The following is a 20,490-nucleotide window of genomic DNA, read 5'->3' as shown; positions in this document are numbered from 1 at the left end:
ATTAAACACCGCATTTCTGGAGTTTAGATTGTAACATTTCAATTACTTCAAAATTTATATGTAAAATCCTCTATTGTCAGCTATCCAAATAATGGCTGTCTAAATTGAAGTTAACAATCAAACGTCTCTTTCGATTTTAACTAGCTCTTCCATATACCCAGTTTGAGAATTTAGTATATAAACATAAGCCTTGTAAGAGTTCATACTCTCACGCGATCCTAGCTCCACACCACCAATTTCAACATGAACACTGGTGTGTTCGTCTATTTGTTGCCAAAAGCAAGATTCGGGTAGCTCATCCAAAGTAATCATGCCTTCGCTATCAAACACTTTACTTGGCAAGCTTTCATATATTGAACTAAGAAACTCAACAAGAGTAAAGCTCGCTTTTGGGATATTTATATTATGACAAATAACTCCTAAGGCTTTAATGATTGGTTTTAGATCGAACAAAGGAAGATAATCTTCAATTTTGAGACTGTTTTCCTTACAAAAGTCGTCGAACTCATCCATTTGACGATTAAATTCTACATTCTCAGGTGTATTAATACCGTGATACTCCGTTTCGTAACGAAAACCGAGCATTCCTTGCCATTGGTTCGGGGGGATAGTATAAAAATAATTCGTGATGTCGTGTTTATCCATAGGTACTACTATTAAAAGAATAAAATTAATTAATTCATGCGCTTGTGAATTAATTTAAATATTATATCTGAAAAGGCGGCATATTTACCGCCCTTTACTAATATTTTTTACCAATTGAACAGTTTCTTCTTAGTCTTGTAGACTTCGTCAGAAAAATAAGCCGTTTTAATGCTCTTCGAGTCAAACAGATTTTTCTGATTTTTACCAAAAGTTGGTACTAAGCCTAACGGAGTTTCTTCTCTGAAATTTTGCACCTTACCGTCTCCGTAAATCATTTGCGGGGTACCAAATGTTCGAAGGACGGTTGATGTATAAATGGTTTGACCTAGAAAACTAAAGTTATCAGACCAATAACATTTACCACTGTTTTGTGGAACAACTTGGTTCAGCATATAATCATGCCAAGCAGCGGCCCTATCAGCACTGCACATGACCTTTTCTAAAATAGGCCAGTTCTGTTTATCCAAAACAGATGGAACTAACAGCAGTGTGACGTCTAAATTATCTTGTGCTGCAAGTAACTTTTCTTGTTTCAAGCAGTAAGGGCAATCTAGGGCGGTGTTTACAACGACACGTTTTGAGCCGCTCCCTTTTTTAATGACGATGACATTATCTTCGTTAATTTCTGAAAGAGCTTCAGCTCTGATTTCTAGGTGCTTCTTTCCTGTAATCGCGCCCTTAACATCGGCATGAAATGACTGGTCTTTTGAATAAAGTAATTGGCCTGTGTGGTTAATCAGCATAGGACCATTGTTAGTATACAATGCGAACATGCCTGTTGTGGGTGTTCGAGAAACCCCTTTAATTTCTAATCGAGTTAACGCTTTAAAAGAGCGTAGCGCTGATTGGAGTTGAGGATCAATTTCTACAGCTTTTACAATGCTAGGGCTTAATGTGAATGCAAATAGTGCAATAAGTAATTTCTTCATAAAATATTATCCTTTTTAAGTTAATTTTGGTGTCTAGTGTGTGGCCAGCGAGTTAGCCATTTTTGGCCAAGAACTCTAAATTCCACTCAGCCTTGCTAATTTTGCTTTTTGTATCTGAAACCAATTCATCCATTGATTTTCTATTGTTTAAACCTTTCAAAAAGCTGTCGTTTACATAATCGATATACTTATTTTTATAAATCTCAAACTTCACCTTGCCTGATACAAGCTTGCCGGCAAAATTACCAGGGCCTCCAGTTCCAGTGCCTTCCATAATGTGAAACGATTTGCCTGAATAGACGTTAATTTTGCTAACGTTAAACTCATCATCAATAGCGCAAGAGGCGAGTACACGGTTGGTAGTCCAGCCACCGCCCCCAGTTTCACATAGCATCACCAAATTATTGGCTGTGCCTTTTTGGTCGAAGTTAACTTGTTTAACCGAACAACTTCTTAAAGGTGTAAGTTTGTTTGAAGCCGTATGCTTGTTTAAATCCCATAAGCTATTTGTGCCATGGAAGGTGGAGTGATAAACGTTGAAATGGCCTTTATTGTGAAGCTCGGTGGCAAAGTTCTGACAATTGCTGGTTGCTCGACTCCGCAATGAGCCATAATAATCTAAAGTCTTATTCAGCTGGTTAATGCGAGTCTCAGCCGTAAGAATATACTCAGGCTTTTCTTCTGGCTCACTCTCGCTGAAAAAGTAATAAACCGCGGCGATAATGATAAGTAAAAAGACTAACTCTGCACCACCTTCACCGTTGTTTTGATTTGTATTGTTGTTGTAGTTCATAAGCTGCTCCATTAATGAGGAGCAGGTGGGATAACGCATATAATGCACCCACCAACTCCTGGTTGTTGGGCATCATTAAATCAATAGTTATTGCAGTTTGGTTTGTAACAAATTAAAAATCACGTCGACTTAGAATAAACGAGCCAAAACATTATTGTCACTTATCTGCTTGTGGGCGTTTACCAAAAAACCGAGCTCTTTTAGTTCAACTGCAAGTTTTTCATATGCTTCACTCACTAAAAACTTCTCTATGGTTTGGGTTATGATACTTATATAAGTGGATGACTCTTCAGCGATTGCCATGGCCCCAATGAGTAACTCCCACTCTTCCATGTTGCGTCCATGGGACAAGAACCACCCCACTAATCCGTATTCATCGCCATAAACAATATTGACGACCTTTTCGACACCTTCTCCATTCCAATCATGTAGCCCATCGGCGACAAGTAACTCCAACATTCCTTCAGCGTTATTCGATTGCTCAAAGCTCAGCCTTAGCGCTTTCAAACTACCGACAGAGAGCGAGTTAATAACTTTCACCCCATTCATAAATGATTTTGACATACATTGCTCAGTCAAGGCCTTAAAACAAATCCTCAGCTCGGAATATGCTTTCGAGCAAAGTCTGTTTGTTAATGTGCATTTCCTTAAAAAAGATTCCAAGTTGACTGGTAGCTCGATGGGGTCAAACTCTTCTAACCGATCCCGTATAGCTAACTTACTGAGGACATTGTAAAATTCTTCCACGCTAAACTCTGAGTAATGGATTTTTTTTATAGCTGCAATTAACTCCATGTCAAAAATATAAGTCCGTTCGAGCATTTCAGCGTGAACAAAGCCAGGCGATTCGAATCCAAATACCTTGCCTTTTGAGCCGCTTTCAAAGTCCCATAAACGCCCTAAGTAAGTTCTCTTTCTTTGCTTAGACGTGTCAGCAGCTATGGCGCAAAATAGTTCCAATTCAGGCCTTTGATAATTTGAGAGCCTTGCGGCCTTAATGAGATCACACTTCGGGATAGCGTTATAACTTTCCAAAGTCAAAACTCTACCGCCATACGTTGCGACGGTTTTTGTATCGACAACTCCCAGGCTCTTGCAGATTCCAATCTGGAAAGAGAATTCGCGAACACTGCCATGTGGAGCAACAGAGGAACTAAATCTTGCTTCAGTGTCTACACAGTCAAACTCACTTATATCTCTATTTCCAATCAACGATGACAAAATAGACTTAATCGGTGATAAAGAGTCATCCGACAGTTTATATTGATAGTCAAACAATGTTGTTATAACTTCGGAAAAGCACGATAACCGACTAAGAAGGTCTTTAGAGACAAGGTGTTTAAGAATGAACGATTCATAACCATCTTTACAATCGTCTATATTTTCCTGCTCTGTTTTAACAACCCAGAAAAGTAGCTCAATTAACTTATCTTTAATTTCCCAGTCCGACACATTACTTTGCACTGCCTCTATAATTTTGGGATAAAGAATGTAAAGAAGAAGCATTCCTAAGCTGTAAATGTCGTCTTTAATGCAGGCTTTCCCTCCATTTAATATATTAGGCGACGAATACACCTCCCCTGAACTGGCTCCCAAATAAGCGCCCGTCTTACTGGCTATTCCAAAATCCGTTAGCTTAGGAACTGCCGCACCTGCTCTTTTGTCTATCAAGACATTTGATGGCTTAATATCGGCATGAATAATGGGAGATGGCAAATTATGAGCTTGCTCAACACCGCCACATATCTGAAGAAAAAGTTCTAACTTTTCGTTAAGGTTGAACGAGCCAAACTCTTTTGATTTAGAAAATGTTTCAAGTGTTTCGGCTCCTTCAACATACTCCATGACGATACCAAAAACTGTGTCATCATTAAGACGTTGGATTTCACTTTCCACGCAGCCATTATTGAACTCAAAGTGACGGGTATTGAACTTATGTAAGTCAAACACTGTAACTACGTGTTCGCCTTGGCATTGCCTCATTATAGCTGCTTCTGATATTAGCTTTTTTTTAATCCGTTCATCGTCACCCCAAGTAGGAATAAGCTTTATTGCTACATCGGTCTGTAATAATTTGTCTCTGCATAGATAAACAACACCAAAGGCCCCAGTTCCAAGTTTTTCCGATAAATTAGGGTTTATATTTTGAATTTCAAATCGCTCGTCATTAAATTTTCGAAGCTTCTTAAGCGTGTCTAACTTCGTATTCAATACTTCGTGTTGTTCGTCAGTTGCGGGAAAAAGCAGGCTTTCATAATCGAAATTTGTAATTTGTTTTAAAATGCTGTTTTTGTGTGAACCCGAGAAATAGTGAGGAACATTATTTCGTTCAGAAATTTTTGGAGACGTTTTATCTAACATTCTCGAAACTAAAACAGCGAAGAATAAATCGTCATCAATGGTGACTAATTCATTCCATACAGATTCAATCACGTTGGATGAAAACAGCAAATATTTGAGACTATCAATGTCATCACTTCCTGGGTCGAATAATTTCCCCAAAGACTCTTTAGTTAAGAAGTCAGATGATAAAACAGAACCGTTCTCCTCTAACAAATAAAGGAGCTGTTCAAGGTGGATTTGAATGCGTGAAAATGGTTCGCCAAATATCTTTTTAACATTATCCTCCTTATCCAGCATTTTAGTTAATGCCTTTACATCATTAGGTTTTCCTGTGGTTTTAAAATAGGTTTTGGCTAATGATTTAGTCGCATCTAGTAAAGCCCGATCAGTGTCTGGCTTGCCACTAATGGCGAGTTTCACAGTGACATAAATCTTAGCAAGCTCAATTTGTTGATCTCGATAAGTGCGATAACCTTGTAACGCCTTTTTTCTATTTTTAGCGCTTAATTCTTCGAATATCGACTGACGGATAAAACAAGCTCGGTAAGTACACTCAAACTCTTCTTGCAAGCTTTGCTCAATTAGCGCGTTAATAGACGGAGTTTCTTCAGAAATTGCCGTGTTAATCATCAATCGCAATAAAACATTTAAGCGATAAACAACAACGAAAGTAGTGTCAGAGGGGATAAAATTTGTGTGCTCTGTAGAAAAGCCTGATAAGTCTTTAAATGAAACAAAATCGTCCTCGTTTTCATTTTGAGAAAAAGTTTCATTGCTAACTTTCTCATCAATAAGACTAATTATTTCCGTTAGGGTCTTAGTCGCATTACCTGGCTGATTAAAGCTTTCCATCATGGCGTCTAGCGAATGCTTGATTAACAATGACTGGTTGTCTCGTTCGATGTAATCGTGCAAGTCTCGGACAACGGCTCCCATTTGAGAGTTGATTGCTAAATAGCCGCTGAAACATTCAGCAAAGTGACTATTGGAAAAAGACACCTCGTCTACTTCGTTTAATAAAATTTTTAAATCACTCTTGCCTGGAAAGGCTTTGGCTTGATATCTGTCGCTGTCCAAACAATAGGTTTGATCCACGTATTTTATATACAAATTAACAAAACTTGAGCGTTGTTTTTTTGACTTGCCAAACAGTTGAAAGAAGGATTGAGATAACTGCGTTTTATTATAATTACCTTCTCCCATTTCCATTGAAGGTTTAAGCAGTTGCTCCAAAGCTTTTTGCTTTAACTCTTTTGCTTTTTCCTCAAATTTGGTTGTTTTATTTTCCTTCGTTGAAATTGTGAACGTTGGCTCAAATTCCTTTACCACTAACATTTTAAATTCATCAAAATTGTCCGCGAGCCTTGCTAAATCAATTAGCACTCTTAAGTAAGCGGTGTTTGGCTCACCAACGATCATCCACAACTTTTCCTGGTCAATTTCATCTGACTTGAATGGCAAGCCTAACCTTGTCCCCAGCGCTTGTTTTTCCAGAGGTAAAAAATCTGAACTTTCCGGTTCCAATTCAATTAGTTGCAGGTAGACTTTCTCTTTTTCAAATAAGCCAAGTAAATCTAAAAATTTTTCCTTCTTAAACCAATTCCAAACGATGTCATCGGAGTCGATTTTTAATTTATCTTGATAGTAACGAATGCCCAGGATGTCAGAGAAGTCGTTCATAAAAGCGGTTAAGTCATTATCCAATGCATCTAATTTGGCGAAGAATTTCAATCGGGAATTTTTAAGTGAGGCAAACTCTATTTGGTGCAGACCGCAAACCCGTAAAATGAGTCTATTGAACAACTTTTTATTATTGGAAAAAGACTCCCTCCAGTGTTTTGCCGTCAAAATTTTACTGAAACGGTCGGGCCGCTCTGCATCATCATTGTTCACTGAATGATGAAAGCTTTCTTCTAAAATTGTGCGACCATCATTAATACAGTAACGTAAAAAACCTAACAACAATACATTGCGGTCTAATTCAATTAGATCGGGGAAAGCATGTAAGTGCTTATCAGCAAGGAATAATTTAAAGTCACTACTGTGCCTTTCAAGCACTCTAACTTGTTGAGACCAGTTATGTGTCGACTTGGTGCCCCCAACGTTTTCTGTTTCCAACAGCGCCATAAAATTGTAGATCTCAGCTTTTAAATACTGCCCATTTACCTTAACGTTATTTAAAAAGCTATCGACTTTAACGTCTTTCGAGTTGAACTCTTGTTGAAACTGCTCGGGCTCACATAGCCACTTCAAAATAAAATCACAAAGCTGTAAACAGTTTTGTTGATAGGCTATATAAGTATTATATTCTTGGCACAGATAAGCGTATGTATTTTTTAGCTCATTAGCAGTTACATCAGAGTCAGAAGTTTTAAATCGCGCAACGCTTTTGATGACCTCAAAAACCCTTTTGGCCTTTTCTATAAATCCTTTTTGAAGCTCAAGTTCACTTTGACTAAATTGACTGCTGCTCATACTACTTCCTAAATAATTCTACTAACTGGCTTACTTTGACGATTGAGAGGTGGCCAGAGGTATGGTGGGTATCCAACCAAATACGGTTTCCGTGTAAGGTCACCTTTCTAACCGGGTTATGCCCCATTAGGGCTATGTCGGTACCTCGATAAGGTGTTAACCCTGTTCGGTTATAAAATTCTGTTCTATCCCAGATTTCTTCATTATGCTGTGCTAATGATACTCGTTTTTCAGCTTGTGTTGGCCAGCGCTCTGGTGCTTTTGCATGAACAAGCCCTATTGTGAAGCCATGGAAATCCAATGTTATGGTTAATGGCATTTTGTGCTGAATAGCATGCGCCCATTGCACTAATTGGTCTTTTTGTTTAAGCCATTTTTCCAGCCATTGATTACCAATATTCTTATTCAATAATGTAGAGTTATCATTTTCACATAACTCTAAAAACATGGCCTCATGATTGCCAAGCACTGAAAAGAACCAAGGCTCATTTAATAAAGCTAAACATCCCTCGGAGTTATCGCCTCTGTCTATGATATCACCTAATGCGAATAGCCTATCGTGGTCGAAATTAAACGAGTCATTTTCCAATAATGCAAACAAGGCATCTAAGTTACCGTGGATGTCACCTATAACAAAGTCATTTCCACATTCATTTTGGATGAATGTTTTATTTTGTAAAATATTGATCTGTGTGCCCTTGTGTTTTGTATGAGGTTAATAATGTTAAAGTACAGCCTTAAAAAACGTCCTCTGGTTCAAGGAACTCGCTGATGACGCAATCAGCAGTTAATAGCGTGTCTATCTTTGGAGTTGCTTTATTTACCGTTAAATCAATTGGCAATAAAAAATCATCGATTTCATGAGCTTCATATTCGGAATTCCATTCACTGGCGTGATCATTTAGTTCTTCTGAAATGCGATTGATAATGTTCTGGTCTACATATTCGCCAAAATACTTTTCTAATACAGAGGCTTGCTCCCAAGGGCCACTAAAAAAGACCCAGCCGCCAGTATCATCATCTCTAAAACAAGTTTCACTTGGGCAATGAAAGTACTTTAAAAACCAAGCTTTAATCAGTTTAATTTGTTCTTCTTCAGGTAATTGTGTTAACTCGCACGCACTGACTTTTTCGTTACTCATATAAACTCTCCTCTTATACATTAATATTGTGCTCAGCCTAAAAAAGTTGGATACCAAACGCTAATAGTTTTTGAGGCAACACGTCATCTAAGTTCTGAATATCCATATCGGTTAACTCAATTAAATTGACACCATATTTTTTGTAGATTGCCTGTTTTTTCTTCTTTCTATCTAAATATTCCGGCTTGTTTTCATAGCCCCAATACTCAATCCATACTTTGCCTTGAGGCAAATAGAAATCACAAAATAAATCTTCCTTAACAGGCAGCTTTTTCTCGTAAGCATGTACGATGCCGTTGTTAAATAAAAAGTCATCAATTAATGCTTCGGCTTTTGACCTTACATAGTGTCCGTCTGTTGTACGGATATTGGCAGGGTATTTTTTCCTGAAATCGAGTGTAGTATCGCCTGCTGTAGGGGCCTTAACGTTTTTTGCTGAATTTTTAACGTTAACGATGGCTGACATTAATAACTGATCATTAAGAATAGGTTCTGGCCATCTTACCGATGAGATATTCTTAATCGTGTCACTGATCTGCTCGCCACCTTTATTAAAGCCTAGTTCTGTTAAGTAATAACCATGTCCTTCTGCCGCTTTTGTAATGTAGCCAACACTCATCAATAGGCTGTTCACTACGTGTGATTCAAGCCCAAAGTGATTACCAATAACCTTCGCTGTGTATTGATTATTTGCTTTAATTACTGTTTTCATATTACGTCTCCAAATTGATGACGAAATACTCGCATAGGCAGCTTCAGTTTAACTTGTAAGAATCAAATTTTTTTCAGGTTTTTAATCATATTTTCCGGAGTTAAGCTCACGCCAAAATGTTTCACCATCTATTAAATCATCCTCATCTATATCCTCAAAGCGAGATTTGACGAGTTCAAATTTAGCTAACTCTGACTTAAGATTTTCCGTCGCTACCATATGATTTTTATGCTGCGATTTCTGGTCTGTGCTTGTTACTTCAATGTTTAACTTCAAATGCCTTATTCTAACCCCTACGTGAGCGCCAATTGGTGGATCGTAAGGAGAGGCACAAGTGGTAATTTCTATTTCGTCCGAATTTATGTTCATAAATTAAACCTCTATGGTGTATGTTTCACAAAATGAAGTATTTTCTTCAACCTTGGCATAACCTCGCTGGTTAGAAACGACTCGGGTTCCAGAGAGCATGTAATCGACATTATGATGTGTGTGCCCATGTACCCATAGGTTAATGTCATATTGCGCTAGAAGTTTCTCAAGGTTTGATGAAAACGAGGCTGACAGTAAATCATCTTTGTACTGCTGCGGTGTTGATCTATCAGACGGTGCATGATGAGTAACGATCACCGTTTTGTTGTTGGTATTTTTAGCTAGCGTTTTTTCAATAAAGCTAACTGAATTATCGAAAAAACCTTGAGTATCGGCAGTTCTCAATTTGCGGTACTTACCATTGTCATTGAGTCGAATACGCTCATAGTCATTGATTCTTGAACCAGCATAAAACGAGCACTCACGCTGTTTTTTTTCTCCAAACAGTTTGAAATCAGTCCACAAGGTTGAGCCAATAAAATTGACTCCACCGATATTGATATTCTCATTTAGCAGTACATGAACATGTGAGTTTTCTACCTGTTCTTTAAGCTTCTTATTTACAGAGTCAATATTAGAACCATAGTATTCATGGTTGCCCGGTACATAGATTACGGGTACATCAAAGGACTCAGTAGCCCATTGAGCACCGCGGTGCTTGGAGTGTATATCACCAGCCAGAATGACCACGTCGGCATCTAGTTTAGGAGGGTGCCAAACACCAAATTCATTATGAATATCTGAAAAAATAGCTAATTTCATTTTTCTATCTCTACATTGCAACAACAAGAAAGCCTAGATGCTGATCAGCAAGGTCTGAAACAGCTTGAACATTTCCTAGGAAGTCATACGGAAACTCATTGAAAGAGTTTTCGAAGCCGTTTAGCTCAGCTATTTTCGGATACTTATCCTGTATGAATTTTTTAAGCTCTATAACGTGTTCTAGCGCATTTAAATTTTTGCCATAAATATCAAAGCCTGCGTGTTCTAGAATTATCACTTTTGAGTCAATTGTCATGATAGATACCTTTTAAACTTGTTGGCTTAATAGTCAGTTAGTAATGAATGATAGTCGTAACGGTATTGCTCTACAGATAGTGGGGCACCGTTGAATTGCTTCATGCTTTTATCAAAGGCTTCAACGTAGCCGTGATACTCTTCTAGTGGGGAGTTCAGTTGCTTAGAAAAATCATACGTGACTTGTTTCACATCTTTCATAAAACTGATAATTGAAGATTGTCCGTTAGTATCTTTCAAGTATTGATAGGCAAGGCCGTAATGGCTATAGGCAGTGGCTTGGTCGCCAATTTCATCGTTGTAGTAAACAACAAGCGTTGGATCATATTCACTGTGTTGTGATTTATGAGCCACGTTCATGCCGCTCAGCGAGACGGCCTGACCTTCACTAAACCATCTTGGTAATCCTAATCCTTCGAAATTGCCCGTTAACGCATATTGAATTGTGTGAATAATTTCGTGCTTTACGATTTTGTCTACTTCATGTGGTACAGCAATAGACGGGGCACCTACATTAATTCCGACCAAATTGCCTTCACCCCAGCCATTCGTTGAGGTTGTTTCATGGATACAAACGTAGAGTTTATCTTCCAAAACAGCTTCTGATTCCGTTTGGAAAGGTGAATATGGATCATTAACTAACAGTCCAACAGCTTGAGCTGTATCCATGTTTTTTGTTGTTTTAGTCGCCCAATCAACCTGTTGTTCGTAATTCCAATTATCAAACTCTGATGGATATGAAACTGAGTCATACTGCTTATAGGCAAGATTATTTCTGATATACTTTAAGCCATCGAGACGAATTGCGTATCGATTTGAAAAATACTCACCTTTAGTTACTTGCATCGCACTTAAGGCAGAATCAAAATTCTCTTCTACCCAGCTAGCAACTCTCTCATAGTCGCTGCTAGGTAATTCTGGATTACCATATACCAGAGCATTTGCAGTTTCAAAGTAGTGATCGTTGTACTGTTGAGTGCACCCGTTAGCTTTTCTTCCATACACCTGAGATGAAGGCATCATCTCTGTAGAGTAAAACACACCTGTGTCATACGCACTTTTAAAACTTCCAGAAATTTTGTTATCTGTGGCATCTGATTTACCAGTGTTGTTAACGCTCTTTTGAACGTCACTTTCAGATGTGCAGCCAACAACCTGCGTGATCGCCAAGAGTAAAGCCGCGCTAATAAAATTTTTATTTTTTTGTGAATTCATAGTTTCCCCTACTTTTGAAGTTGGGAAAACTTTACATCGCCCTAGTGGAGTTTGATTTGTAAGATCTATTTAAAATGACTATTTTTGCGGAAATTGACATTAGATTTTTTGACGGCATCTAGCTCTAGATAAATAATAAAGGTCAATTATTGCACCGACAAGGTATAGACTTGGCTAAATCTTTTACATGATTTGACTGGCTGAGAATGTATGAATTTAAACTAGGCTTTTATGAGACATTGAGATGATTTAAATAGTAGGTTGAAATTGACTCTTCGAGTCATAATTTTGAAAAATGTTGCTTAACTTTCTCAATTTCATCAAAAATATACTTAAACTTATCAAAATTGATATTTGCTTTACCTGACCGCACTACTTTAGTTGAAAAGATATGTTTGCCGAAGTGTTTGGTTTCATCAAAGTGTTTAGCCGCTGAAAAAGTTTTTCCATTGATAGTACGACCAAGTGTTGCATCGTCAAATAGATCTTCCATTGCTGAATCTTTTCCTCCAGCATTGAGAGGTGTCAAAATAAGATACAAATTATGGAATAAATGAATAAAGCCACCGCTCTTTAATGTGGCTTTATCGTTAGGGCATGATTTAACGTTCTTCACTAAATGGTTCAATAAGTCATTAGGGCCTGTATCATTATCCAACACTAGAATTACAGGATTTTTAGCTTTCTTCTTTTCAAAGCTCTTTAACTCATCGGCATATCTTTGAACAAATCTAACAAATGGTGTCGCACCATCACCTATATCGAGTAAATACATTGTTTTACGATTCAATTCGGGAAACTTTAGTTTGGGTGAGTAAGCTGCGGTAGCTGATTTTGGGGTTACTAAATTAGGGTAAACAGCTTGAAGGCGACTTAAAGCACTTTTTAAGTAAACGTTATCTGTTTTACCTTCAGTCAAAATTGTTGGGTATTCATTCGCAAAAAAATGTTTGTATTGGAGAAATCTACCATACACTTTTTCTCGTGAGTTTAATTTGCCTTTGAATTTGTTGAGTCCAGAGTGGATCTTTGGTTCAAATTTGGGTTCCGGGTGCTTCTTTTTCTCTAAGTTATTATAAAAATCGATAGAGTCGATAAAAGTTAACCTGCCTTCTAACTCCGAAATATTCCCATCTCTAAAGGAGCCATCTTGTTCGGCAACTTGAAATTTTCCAGTTTTAAATAGAAAGTGGGCCATTGCTCTGGTCAGACGCCAATATTCTGATTTAACACTTACTTTTTTGTTTACAACTAGGCCCGTAGCCTCTTGCCTTGAATCTTTAAATTGTAGCCTAGTTTTTTTGGGGTTTACGGAAAATCCAGCTCGCCTTATTTCACCTAATAGCTTTGAACCTAATGTTAAATTTTCAATGTCGCTAACTATGGCAGCGGGAAAGCTCTTTTTTCTGGTTGAAAAAGTAATATCATCGGCATACCTGGTATAAGAACAGCCATTTCTTTTAGCTAACTTTGATAATTTCACATCGAGACTGTTAGTTATTAGATTTGCTATTACTGGAGAGCATGGGCTACCTTGAGGCAGGGTATCTTTATAGCAAGCGATCTGAGCAATAACTGTTGCAATATGGGGATCTAACTTGAAATCCTTGTTGGCAATGAAGTACCCCCGAACTCTACCAAAATTGAAGCTACCAAAAAAATCCGCTAGATCTAAATTTAATACATTCTTTTTTCCACGATGTATACGTGCGTTAGTAATAATGGATTTTTCTCGCTCAAAGCCATGAGAAAGACTGCATTCAATCTTGTTGTCAAGCTGAATGACCGTTTTACAATCCAACAGTAAATCTGACAATTTGCGTTGTAGGTCTTTTAATTCAGCTGATGGTGCACTGATAGTTCTGACACCACCAGACTTTTTAGTAATATCAAATTGGTGATAATGCGAATTTACGTGCGACTGAACGCCTGGTTTATACAAAGTTTTAGTAAGAAAAGCAGCTGAAACGCCTAGTATTGAGGCTAACTCAGATTTGGTTTTAGCCTGCTTAAGCAGCAAATAGTTTCTTCTATGAATCAAATTATTCCCTAATATATTTTTTCTTAGAAAAGTAGCTCACATGCACTCTTACGCGCCGCGAGCGAGTAATTCGGGAAAGCCTATGAAGCAATCCGAGAAGGCGAGTCACTTGGACAATGTTGTCACAGGTTGCGAAGCGCAACCAACAAATCTGCATGTGGGCTAATTTAAATACTACAATAGGAGGGTAACTATTAATAGAGATAAATGATAAAGAAGGCCGTCAGTGTCAATAGACATTTATATGGAGCGACATTCGCTTTTTACACAAAAAAGCAATCCAGATTTAAAATGCTAAAGTACAGTCTGAGGAACAATTTTGAAAAATGATGAACGATTAGACATTGATGCTTTAGTTGAGGGCGTATTATCTCTTGATGATTTTACTCAGGAGGGTTTCGTTGTTGTTCCTCATCACAAAGGCTCGCTCCATCCATCTGTGTATTTCGCCCATTTATTTTTACTCAAGAGTAATGGTGTTAGTAGAGAAGATATAATTAATCGCTTAGGCATTACCGAAAACTTTTTCAACAAATTTCTACAAGGAAAGGTGAGTGTTAACTTAGACTTCGCCAAAAAACTTGGAGATACTACTGGCATGCCTCACGACTTCTGGTTGCGTATTCAGTGTAAGTTTGATGACACACATTGTGACTAACGCGTTATATCCCACTAGCAATTAGTCTGGATAAGACTAACTCAATCAGCTAAAAACTATATAAACCTTCAGCCACGAAGAAAAAATTTTATTTTTTTTCATTTTCTCCATCTCCTTCATAAACAACAAAAAACAACTTAAAAAGTTTGTTTTTAACTTGGTTATATTAAATTAAATAATTAAAAAACAATAAGTTAAAATCAGGATGGTCAAAATCTGTTAAAATTTACGTGTACCTATGGGCATCAGGATGGTGCCTCAAAGAGTCTTATGTTGATAAGGATGTTGACGATGTTAAGTACCACGAATATGAGTGGCGAGGCTCAAATGAGTCTTAAGTTAAATGAAATTGTCGAAGAAGCTTATGTTCCAGACAAAGATTATCAGCCTGGTGCTACTGTGCACACGGTTTCTTCAAAGGGTCAAATGCGACGAGTTAAAAGTCGCACAACTGGGCGCATTGAACATACACTGTCTTTACTTGAATATATGGTGTTCATCATTTTGGATATGGATCCTCAAGTGGTCGACATTCAATCTCAGTACCCACATGACCTAAAAACCACGTTGAAGCTAGCCCATGATTTAGGGATTAACCACTCGCCACAGTACGAGCCAGAGAAAAAGCCTCTAACAACCGATTTTGTTGTTACGCTTGACGGTCCTGAACATGAAATGTTTGGTGTTTATGTAAAATACGTACAAGATTTAAAAGGATGGCGGACGATTGAAAAGCTTCAATTAGAACGAGCTTCGTTGGCTCGACTTGGCATTCCGTTGTATGTGGTTACGGAAGAACAAATTTGTAGGAAAACCCACCGTACTCTGGAGTGGATAATTGGCGCGAACCTAGATGATTGTGATGTTGATGAGCTTTACTCTCATGTTGCCACAATTGAGAACGTTTTTCTCAGCAACCCAGACGAACGAATTCATAATTTACTTGTTGCTCTTGATGAAGAAAAAGGGGGTCAGGATGGCACCTACCTTTACAGGTTTAAGCAACTCGTGCAGCTTGGTGCTTTCTTTTTGAAATTTGACAGAGACTTCTTTGACCTAAGGGGAGCTGACATTCAAGTTGTAAATGAGGTGCTTCATGCTTGATTTTATGACGCGCAATCATGTTTACAGCTGGGACGGACATAAGTACCGTTTATTGGATGATTTTGGTGACTTTGCCATTTTCATTAATATTGAAAAAGATGACGCTCTCCCTTTTCAGCTAACTGTACAACAAGTCGAAAATATTGATGATCAACACCAGATTATCAATGTTGAGGATCCATGGCGAGAAAGTGTAAATCGTAGCTATGAAGTAGGTCATGATTATCATGCAATACGTGATAGTAACCTTGCTCGAATCCAAGGTGTCATTGGTGGCTCTAAATATTGGATTAAAAAACAGCGGGCTGAATTAATTAAAGTACTTGTTGCAATGGGTGTCGGTGCAAAAAGTACGATTTATCGTTATCTCAGACGATATTGGCAGCGCGGACAAACCCCCAATGCACTTTTGCCTGATTATGCTAACTGTGGTGGTAAAGGTAAGAAAAAAACAAGACGGGAAAAACGCTTAGGTCGACCTAAAGAACACGGAAGTTATGATTCAACTCAGTCTACTCCTGAAATGGAATCAGTGATGGAAACTGCTATCAAGTACACAATTTTCAGCGGTAAATACACTGTTGATAAAAAGGGTAAACCCAAGAATACAAACAGAATACAAGATGCTTATTATGACTTTCTAGCGCGCTGGTGCAATGGGGATGTTCGTAAATTGGAAAATGAAAAACCTAGCTTTGATTTATTCAAAGCTTTCTATTATCACAAATTCAGCTCTGAAGCCCGAGCAAAAGCTAAATTTGGTGAAAAACATTTCAATGCTAACGTTAGAAAGCTTACTTCAGCAGTCAGTGCCAATTTAGTTGGCCCTGGATACTCTTATGAAATAGATGCGACGCCTTTCGATGCAGGATTGGCCGATGAAGAGCGATTCCCTCTGGGTAGGCCGACCCTCTATGAAGTTATTGATAGCGATACTTCTAGCTGTGTAGGCTTCTTGCTGACACTAACGCCCCCATCGTATTTCAATGCAATGAACGCTATGACTGTTGCGGTCAGGGATAAAGTTGAATTATGTCGAGAATTTGGTTTGGAAATCGAGCCAAGTGACTGGTCGATGCAGGGCTTGCCAAAAGCTTTTTTTGGGGACTTAGGTTCTGACCTTCGAAGTAAAAAAATCACTTCTGTTTCTGTCGAGCATGGAATAGCTATGATTAATAGCGGAGCCTCCCAGCCAGAAAAAAGAGGTAAAGGTGAAAGAAGTTTTGGTCGAGTTTATGCGGAAATAAGCCACCTACTTCCTGGTTTGATTTCGCATTACTTACCAAAAAAACATGGCGGTAAGTACAAGCCCGATGAATATACAATGCTGCTAAGTGAGTTGAACCGCATTATTGCGCGAACTGTCATGGTGCTTAACTCTAAAACGATGGGAGTGGGAAAAGTCGACGCAGACTATCCAACCAATCTTGATACCTCTCCAAACTCGAAATGGAATTGGGGCATAGCTCATAGGACAGGTCCGCTTCATTCTGTTGATCCAGAGTATTTCTGGTATTCATTGCTTGAAAGAGATAAAGCGAGCGTGTCTAGAGGTTATATTCTCACTTACAAACATCTTCAATTTGAGATCCCTGATGCGCCAGGTCTACGAGAAAGGGTTTACAACAACAGGCAAAAAATGGAGGTTGCTATTGATCAATCAGACGCCTCTGCTATCTACCTAGTGCCAAAGAATGGAGAGACTAAGTATATTAAATGTCTCCTGTATGTTCATTATAGACGATTTGAAGGACTAACTTGGCGTGACGTAGAGTTGAGGTACAAAGAAATTCAAGACACAAATAATGACGCAATGCACCATCACACGCTGTATGCGCTTGAACAACAGTTAAAAAACAAGGAAGAAGTGCGTGCAGCTATAGAAGATAAGAAGTCAAAGTCAGCTAATCGAACAATGAATGAAGAGCTTTCTAAACTTGGTGATAAAGCTGCTCAAAGGGATGAAAGTAAAGCGATTTACGGTGCTGTAAAGCCTGAGTCAGCGAGAAACGAACGCAATCCTTCCAACAACGATTCGCAAACTTCTGTCGTGATTGCAAATACACGACTGAACGAAATTTTCATGGATGATGAGGACTAATTATGAAAAAACAGCAGACATTACCTATTGAAACGATACCACCAAAAGCTTGGCGAGCTGAAGATACGATTTCAACTGATGACACAACCGGTAATCAATTTGTGGATGTGCTCAGGGATACATTAGATATGGGCTCATTAAAGGCTCATTTTAAAAATGATCAAGTTATTAAGGCAACAGCTGAAGACAAAGATAGCCGGCGGAAAAGTAGTATTCAGTCTTTAATTGATAGTTTTTATGTTTCAGTGCCTGAGATTGTTGATTTGTACGATCGCTTAGACTTGACGATAAAAAGCGGGTATCAAAATAAGGCTCCTATTAGGAATAAAGGTCGAGTCTTATCTAATAACCTAATGTTAGCTATGGGCGGTAGTCCCCATGTTTGGCATGACGACACAGCAATACAAAAGCGCCGAGAGATTACCGCCATTGTAGGGCCGAAGAACTGTGGTAAAACGGCAGCAATTGAGCGTTGTTTGTCACTCTATCCGCAAGTAGTTTGGCATGGGAAGCTTTCTCAAGTTCAAGTCGTGTATTTAAAAGTTGAGTTGAAAGGGGCTTCCAATCTATTTGAGTATTGCGCCCGGTTCCTTGAAGCCTTAGAGCTTGCTTTAGGAAGAGACAAGTTTGATGAAGAAGTGAAGGTGGCCCCTAGTGTATGCGCTGCATTTATGAAAATGAGGAGTCTTCTAACAACCTATAATGTGGGAACTTTGATCATTGACTCATTAGAATCGACTCAGAATTGGCCTACCGATAAACGAGAATTGTTATTTGAACACTTAGCTGGTCTTGCTGACATAATTCCTGTTGTTATGCTTTCGAGTGATGTTGATTGTTATGACATTAATGAAATAAGTTCGGAAAAGCTTACCTGGGATCCTCTTTGTGCTTTCGCAAGTGAAAACGAAGAACTATCTGATCGCTGGTCTCGATTTACAGCTAGGCTTTGGAAGTTTAACTGCTTGAAAGCGCAGGATATTGAGCTAAATAAAGAACTTAAAGAAATATGGTTTAACGCATGTAAAGGTGTTGTTGGAATAGCAGTGCGCTTTTATGCACGATGCCTGCATGAGGCTATAAATACGGGAATGGAAAGCATTTCTAAAGAGTTAATGTTGAGAGTACAGAAAAAGTACTTTAGCCAGCACCGTTCGTTTTTCTCTGACATTGCTCGTGAAAAGCGATGCGATAAATCAGCTAAACCTCTGCCGCTGCCAGCTTCAAAGCCAAAGCGTCGTAAAATGCCTAAATTGGAATCCATGCAGCGAAAAGACTTTAGCCGCATATCAAAATCACAATGGAAGACTCTGCCTGAAGATGATTTGCGTTACATAGCATCTCAACAAAAAGAGGACAATTATTACTTAATGCTCAAGGAAGTTGGACTCGTATTGCCAATTGGAGATTTCACTCTTCATGATAAATTTCCCCAAACCTTATCCAGATGAGCTGTTATACAGCATTTTAGCGAGAGCGAGAGTGCAATTTTGTGAGGTCAGTCCCAAGCGATTGATTGACCTTGCAATGGATACTCGAACAGCAATATCGACAATTAACTTCCCTTCCAGACTTAATGCTCTGAGTGTAACAAACTCTTTAACCCTGCGTTCAAGCGAACAATTGACTTATAACAACACGCTATTTCCATTATATGCGCCATTCATGCCGGAAGACCGTCGAGTACAATGTTTAGAACTTTTGAAAGGTAAATCATATGGAGCGGTGCATTTACGCTCTGGGTATGCCTGCTCAAGAATTCCAAAGTTACATCACCTTCGGTGTTGTCCTAAATGTTATTCCGAGCAATTAAACACTTTGGGTGAGCCATACTGGATGCGAGTACACCAGATTAGTGGAGTTGAATACTGCCTTGTTCATAAAGCAAAGTTAGTTTCAGTGCAGCCATATCACTCAGTATCTAAGCGACATGAATATATACCCTTATCAATTATCTCGCTCGACGATATTAAAATGAACACCATATCTGAGTTTCATTGTTTTTATTGGCTTGCTAATCAAGTAATGGGTTTGCTTGAGAAAGGATCTGAAACTTCAGCAAGCTATAGCCAATGGACGGCTTTCTACCATCAACTAGTGAACGAAGCTGGTATGAGCAAGGGTAATTATGTCGACTATCTAAAGATAAAATCAGCGATATTAAAAGCTTGGCCTTTGTTTTGGCTTAGCGCCATGAATCTAGTTCCGAGTGAATCAGAATCTAGTTGGCTACACTGCATTACCAGAAAACACCGGAGGTCATTCAGCTATCTTGAGCACTTAGTTTTTATTTATGCACTTAAAGGGGAATCTGCGAATATTATTGAAATTTTAAGGTGCGTAAAGTTAATTCAATTAGGAAAAGAACTAACATATAAGGGTTGTACTCACACTGATAGGGAGTTAAAAGGCTATAAAAAAGATTGGTACAATTTGGTTAAAACCAGAGGAACTAAAATTGCTCGTACAGGTAATGGAGCTGCTATATATGCTTGGCTATACAGGCACGATAAAGGTTGGCTACTTAAAGTTAACCTTCGATATAAACAGCCTATACCATACATTAATACACGAGTTGACTGGCACAAAAGAGATGTTCAGCTGATTCGCCAATTAGTAGAAATTAGGGATTTGTATTTGTATGACCTTGAAGGCCCAAGAAGATCTCAAAAATGGTACCTGAGCCATTTGGATAAAGGCACATCAATTGAAAAGCAATTCAATAAACTTTCTTTAACCGCTGAGTTTCTTCGAAGATATTCAGAAGATGTATCTGACTATCAAATTAGGAGATTAACTTATACATTAAAAAATAGCGACGACATGTCACTACCAAGGTGGTTAGTTCTTCGAAAATCTGGGCTGAATGATGTGCGCATAACTGAGGTTGCATCGAGGTTTTTGAGCTGCTTTTACCCGGATAGTTAAGCTAAAAAGTGATTAATA

17 protein-coding genes are annotated in these 20,490 nt (G+C 38.4%); 5 read left to right on the top strand and 12 right to left on the bottom strand.

What is annotated here, in order from left to right; all coding sequences use genetic code 11:
• Positions 1–117 precede the first annotated feature (117 nt).
• The 12 genes from PTET_RS15625 to PTET_RS15570 all read right to left on the bottom strand — a co-directional run bounded on the left by PTET_RS15625 (position 118) and on the right by PTET_RS15570 (position 13,681).
• Positions 118–645, bottom strand: a complete 528-nt coding sequence (locus PTET_RS15625) for a hypothetical protein (RefSeq protein WP_096038879.1) — start codon at positions 643–645, stop codon at positions 118–120.
• Between the two features lie 107 nt (positions 646–752).
• Positions 753–1,574, bottom strand: a complete 822-nt coding sequence (locus PTET_RS15620) for a thioredoxin fold domain-containing protein (protein ID WP_096038878.1) — start codon at positions 1,572–1,574, stop codon at positions 753–755.
• 52 nt (positions 1,575–1,626) lie between these two features.
• Positions 1,627–2,367 (bottom strand): hypothetical protein, encoded by a 741-nt coding sequence (locus PTET_RS15615; protein ID WP_096038877.1) that lies wholly within the window; start codon positions 2,365–2,367, stop codon positions 1,627–1,629.
• A gap of 129 nt (positions 2,368–2,496) precedes the next feature.
• A complete protein-coding gene (locus tag PTET_RS15610; RefSeq protein ID WP_096038876.1) occupies positions 2,497–7,185 on the bottom strand; it encodes a serine/threonine-protein kinase in 4,689 nt (1,562 codons plus the stop codon).
• 1 nt (position 7,186) lies between these two features.
• Positions 7,187–7,807, bottom strand: coding sequence for a metallophosphoesterase (locus PTET_RS15605; RefSeq protein ID WP_255314650.1), 621 nt, complete (start codon positions 7,805–7,807; stop codon positions 7,187–7,189).
• Positions 7,808–7,922: 115 nt separating this feature from the next.
• Entirely contained in the window at positions 7,923–8,327 is a 405-nt protein-coding gene (locus tag PTET_RS15600; RefSeq protein WP_096038874.1) for a hypothetical protein, read from the bottom strand.
• A gap of 37 nt (positions 8,328–8,364) precedes the next feature.
• Positions 8,365–9,039, bottom strand: a complete 675-nt coding sequence (locus PTET_RS15595) for a glycerol kinase (RefSeq protein WP_096038873.1) — start codon at positions 9,037–9,039, stop codon at positions 8,365–8,367.
• An 81-nt stretch (positions 9,040–9,120) separates the two neighbouring features.
• Positions 9,121–9,408, bottom strand: a complete 288-nt coding sequence (locus PTET_RS15590; RefSeq protein ID WP_096038872.1) for a peptide chain release factor family protein — start codon at positions 9,406–9,408, stop codon at positions 9,121–9,123.
• A gap of 3 nt (positions 9,409–9,411) precedes the next feature.
• Complete coding sequence (locus PTET_RS15585; protein ID WP_147154732.1) at positions 9,412–10,194, bottom strand: metallophosphoesterase; 783 nt, start codon at positions 10,192–10,194, stop codon at positions 9,412–9,414.
• Positions 10,181–10,426 carry a hypothetical protein gene (locus PTET_RS15580; protein WP_096038870.1) on the bottom strand — a complete coding sequence of 82 codons (246 nt, stop codon included), beginning with the start codon at positions 10,424–10,426 and terminating at the stop codon, positions 10,181–10,183. Before PTET_RS15580 ends, PTET_RS15585 begins: the two co-directional genes overlap by 14 nt.
• Positions 10,427–10,452: 26 nt before the next feature.
• Positions 10,453–11,640 carry a hypothetical protein gene (locus tag PTET_RS15575; RefSeq protein WP_096038869.1) on the bottom strand — a complete coding sequence of 396 codons (1,188 nt, stop codon included), beginning with the start codon at positions 11,638–11,640 and terminating at the stop codon, positions 10,453–10,455.
• A gap of 280 nt (positions 11,641–11,920) precedes the next feature.
• Positions 11,921–13,681: a retron Ec67 family RNA-directed DNA polymerase/endonuclease gene (locus PTET_RS15570; protein WP_096038868.1), complete on the bottom strand. Its 1,761-nt coding sequence runs from the start codon at positions 13,679–13,681 to the stop codon at positions 11,921–11,923.
• A 319-nt stretch (positions 13,682–14,000) separates the two neighbouring features.
• Between PTET_RS15570 and PTET_RS15565 the strand changes: the two genes are divergently transcribed.
• From PTET_RS15565 to PTET_RS15545, 5 genes are all read left to right on the top strand, one after another.
• Positions 14,001–14,339 carry a helix-turn-helix transcriptional regulator gene (locus PTET_RS15565; protein WP_096038867.1) on the top strand — a complete coding sequence of 113 codons (339 nt, stop codon included), beginning with the start codon at positions 14,001–14,003 and terminating at the stop codon, positions 14,337–14,339.
• A gap of 291 nt (positions 14,340–14,630) precedes the next feature.
• Positions 14,631–15,443 (top strand): TnsA endonuclease N-terminal domain-containing protein, encoded by an 813-nt coding sequence (locus PTET_RS15560; protein ID WP_157740503.1) that lies wholly within the window; start codon positions 14,631–14,633, stop codon positions 15,441–15,443.
• Positions 15,436–17,544, top strand: a complete 2,109-nt coding sequence (locus PTET_RS15555; RefSeq protein WP_096038865.1) for a hypothetical protein — start codon at positions 15,436–15,438, stop codon at positions 17,542–17,544. Before PTET_RS15560 ends, PTET_RS15555 begins: the two co-directional genes overlap by 8 nt.
• A 2-nt stretch (positions 17,545–17,546) precedes the next feature.
• The gene (locus PTET_RS15550) at positions 17,547–18,995 is read left to right on the top strand and encodes a TniB family NTP-binding protein (RefSeq protein WP_096038864.1); all 1,449 of its coding nucleotides are present in this window, start codon (positions 17,547–17,549) and stop codon (positions 18,993–18,995) included.
• On the top strand, positions 18,964–20,472 hold the full coding sequence (locus PTET_RS15545) for a TnsD family Tn7-like transposition protein (protein WP_096038863.1): 1,509 nt from the start codon (positions 18,964–18,966) through the stop codon (positions 20,470–20,472). Before PTET_RS15550 ends, PTET_RS15545 begins: the two co-directional genes overlap by 32 nt.
• Positions 20,473–20,490 lie beyond the last annotated feature (18 nt).

Source organism: Pseudoalteromonas tetraodonis, assembly GCF_002310835.1.
Classification (GTDB): Bacteria; Pseudomonadota; Gammaproteobacteria; order Enterobacterales; family Alteromonadaceae; genus Pseudoalteromonas; species Pseudoalteromonas tetraodonis.
Note: the sequence above shows the minus strand (reverse complement) of the source record. Positions and strands in the feature narration are given on the sequence as shown.

Coding starts and splice junctions, on each gene's coding strand:
- PTET_RS15625 (WP_096038879.1), bottom strand. CDS start 645: ATGGATAAACACGACATCACGAATTATTTTTATACTATCCCCCCGAAC.
- PTET_RS15620 (WP_096038878.1), bottom strand. CDS start 1,574: ATGAAGAAATTACTTATTGCACTATTTGCATTCACATTAAGCCCTAGC.
- PTET_RS15615 (WP_096038877.1), bottom strand. CDS start 2,367: ATGAACTACAACAACAATACAAATCAAAACAACGGTGAAGGTGGTGCA.
- PTET_RS15610 (WP_096038876.1), bottom strand. CDS start 7,185: ATGAGCAGCAGTCAATTTAGTCAAAGTGAACTTGAGCTTCAAAAAGGA.
- PTET_RS15600 (WP_096038874.1), bottom strand. CDS start 8,327: ATGAGTAACGAAAAAGTCAGTGCGTGCGAGTTAACACAATTACCTGAA.
- PTET_RS15595 (WP_096038873.1), bottom strand. CDS start 9,039: ATGAAAACAGTAATTAAAGCAAATAATCAATACACAGCGAAGGTTATT.
- PTET_RS15590 (WP_096038872.1), bottom strand. CDS start 9,408: ATGAACATAAATTCGGACGAAATAGAAATTACCACTTGTGCCTCTCCT.
- PTET_RS15580 (WP_096038870.1), bottom strand. CDS start 10,426: ATGACAATTGACTCAAAAGTGATAATTCTAGAACACGCAGGCTTTGAT.
- PTET_RS15575 (WP_096038869.1), bottom strand. CDS start 11,640: ATGAATTCACAAAAAAATAAAAATTTTATTAGCGCGGCTTTACTCTTG.
- PTET_RS15560 (WP_157740503.1), top strand. CDS start 14,631: ATGTTAAGTACCACGAATATGAGTGGCGAGGCTCAAATGAGTCTTAAG.
- PTET_RS15555 (WP_096038865.1), top strand. CDS start 15,436: ATGCTTGATTTTATGACGCGCAATCATGTTTACAGCTGGGACGGACAT.
- PTET_RS15550 (WP_096038864.1), top strand. CDS start 17,547: ATGAAAAAACAGCAGACATTACCTATTGAAACGATACCACCAAAAGCT.
- PTET_RS15545 (WP_096038863.1), top strand. CDS start 18,964: ATGATAAATTTCCCCAAACCTTATCCAGATGAGCTGTTATACAGCATT.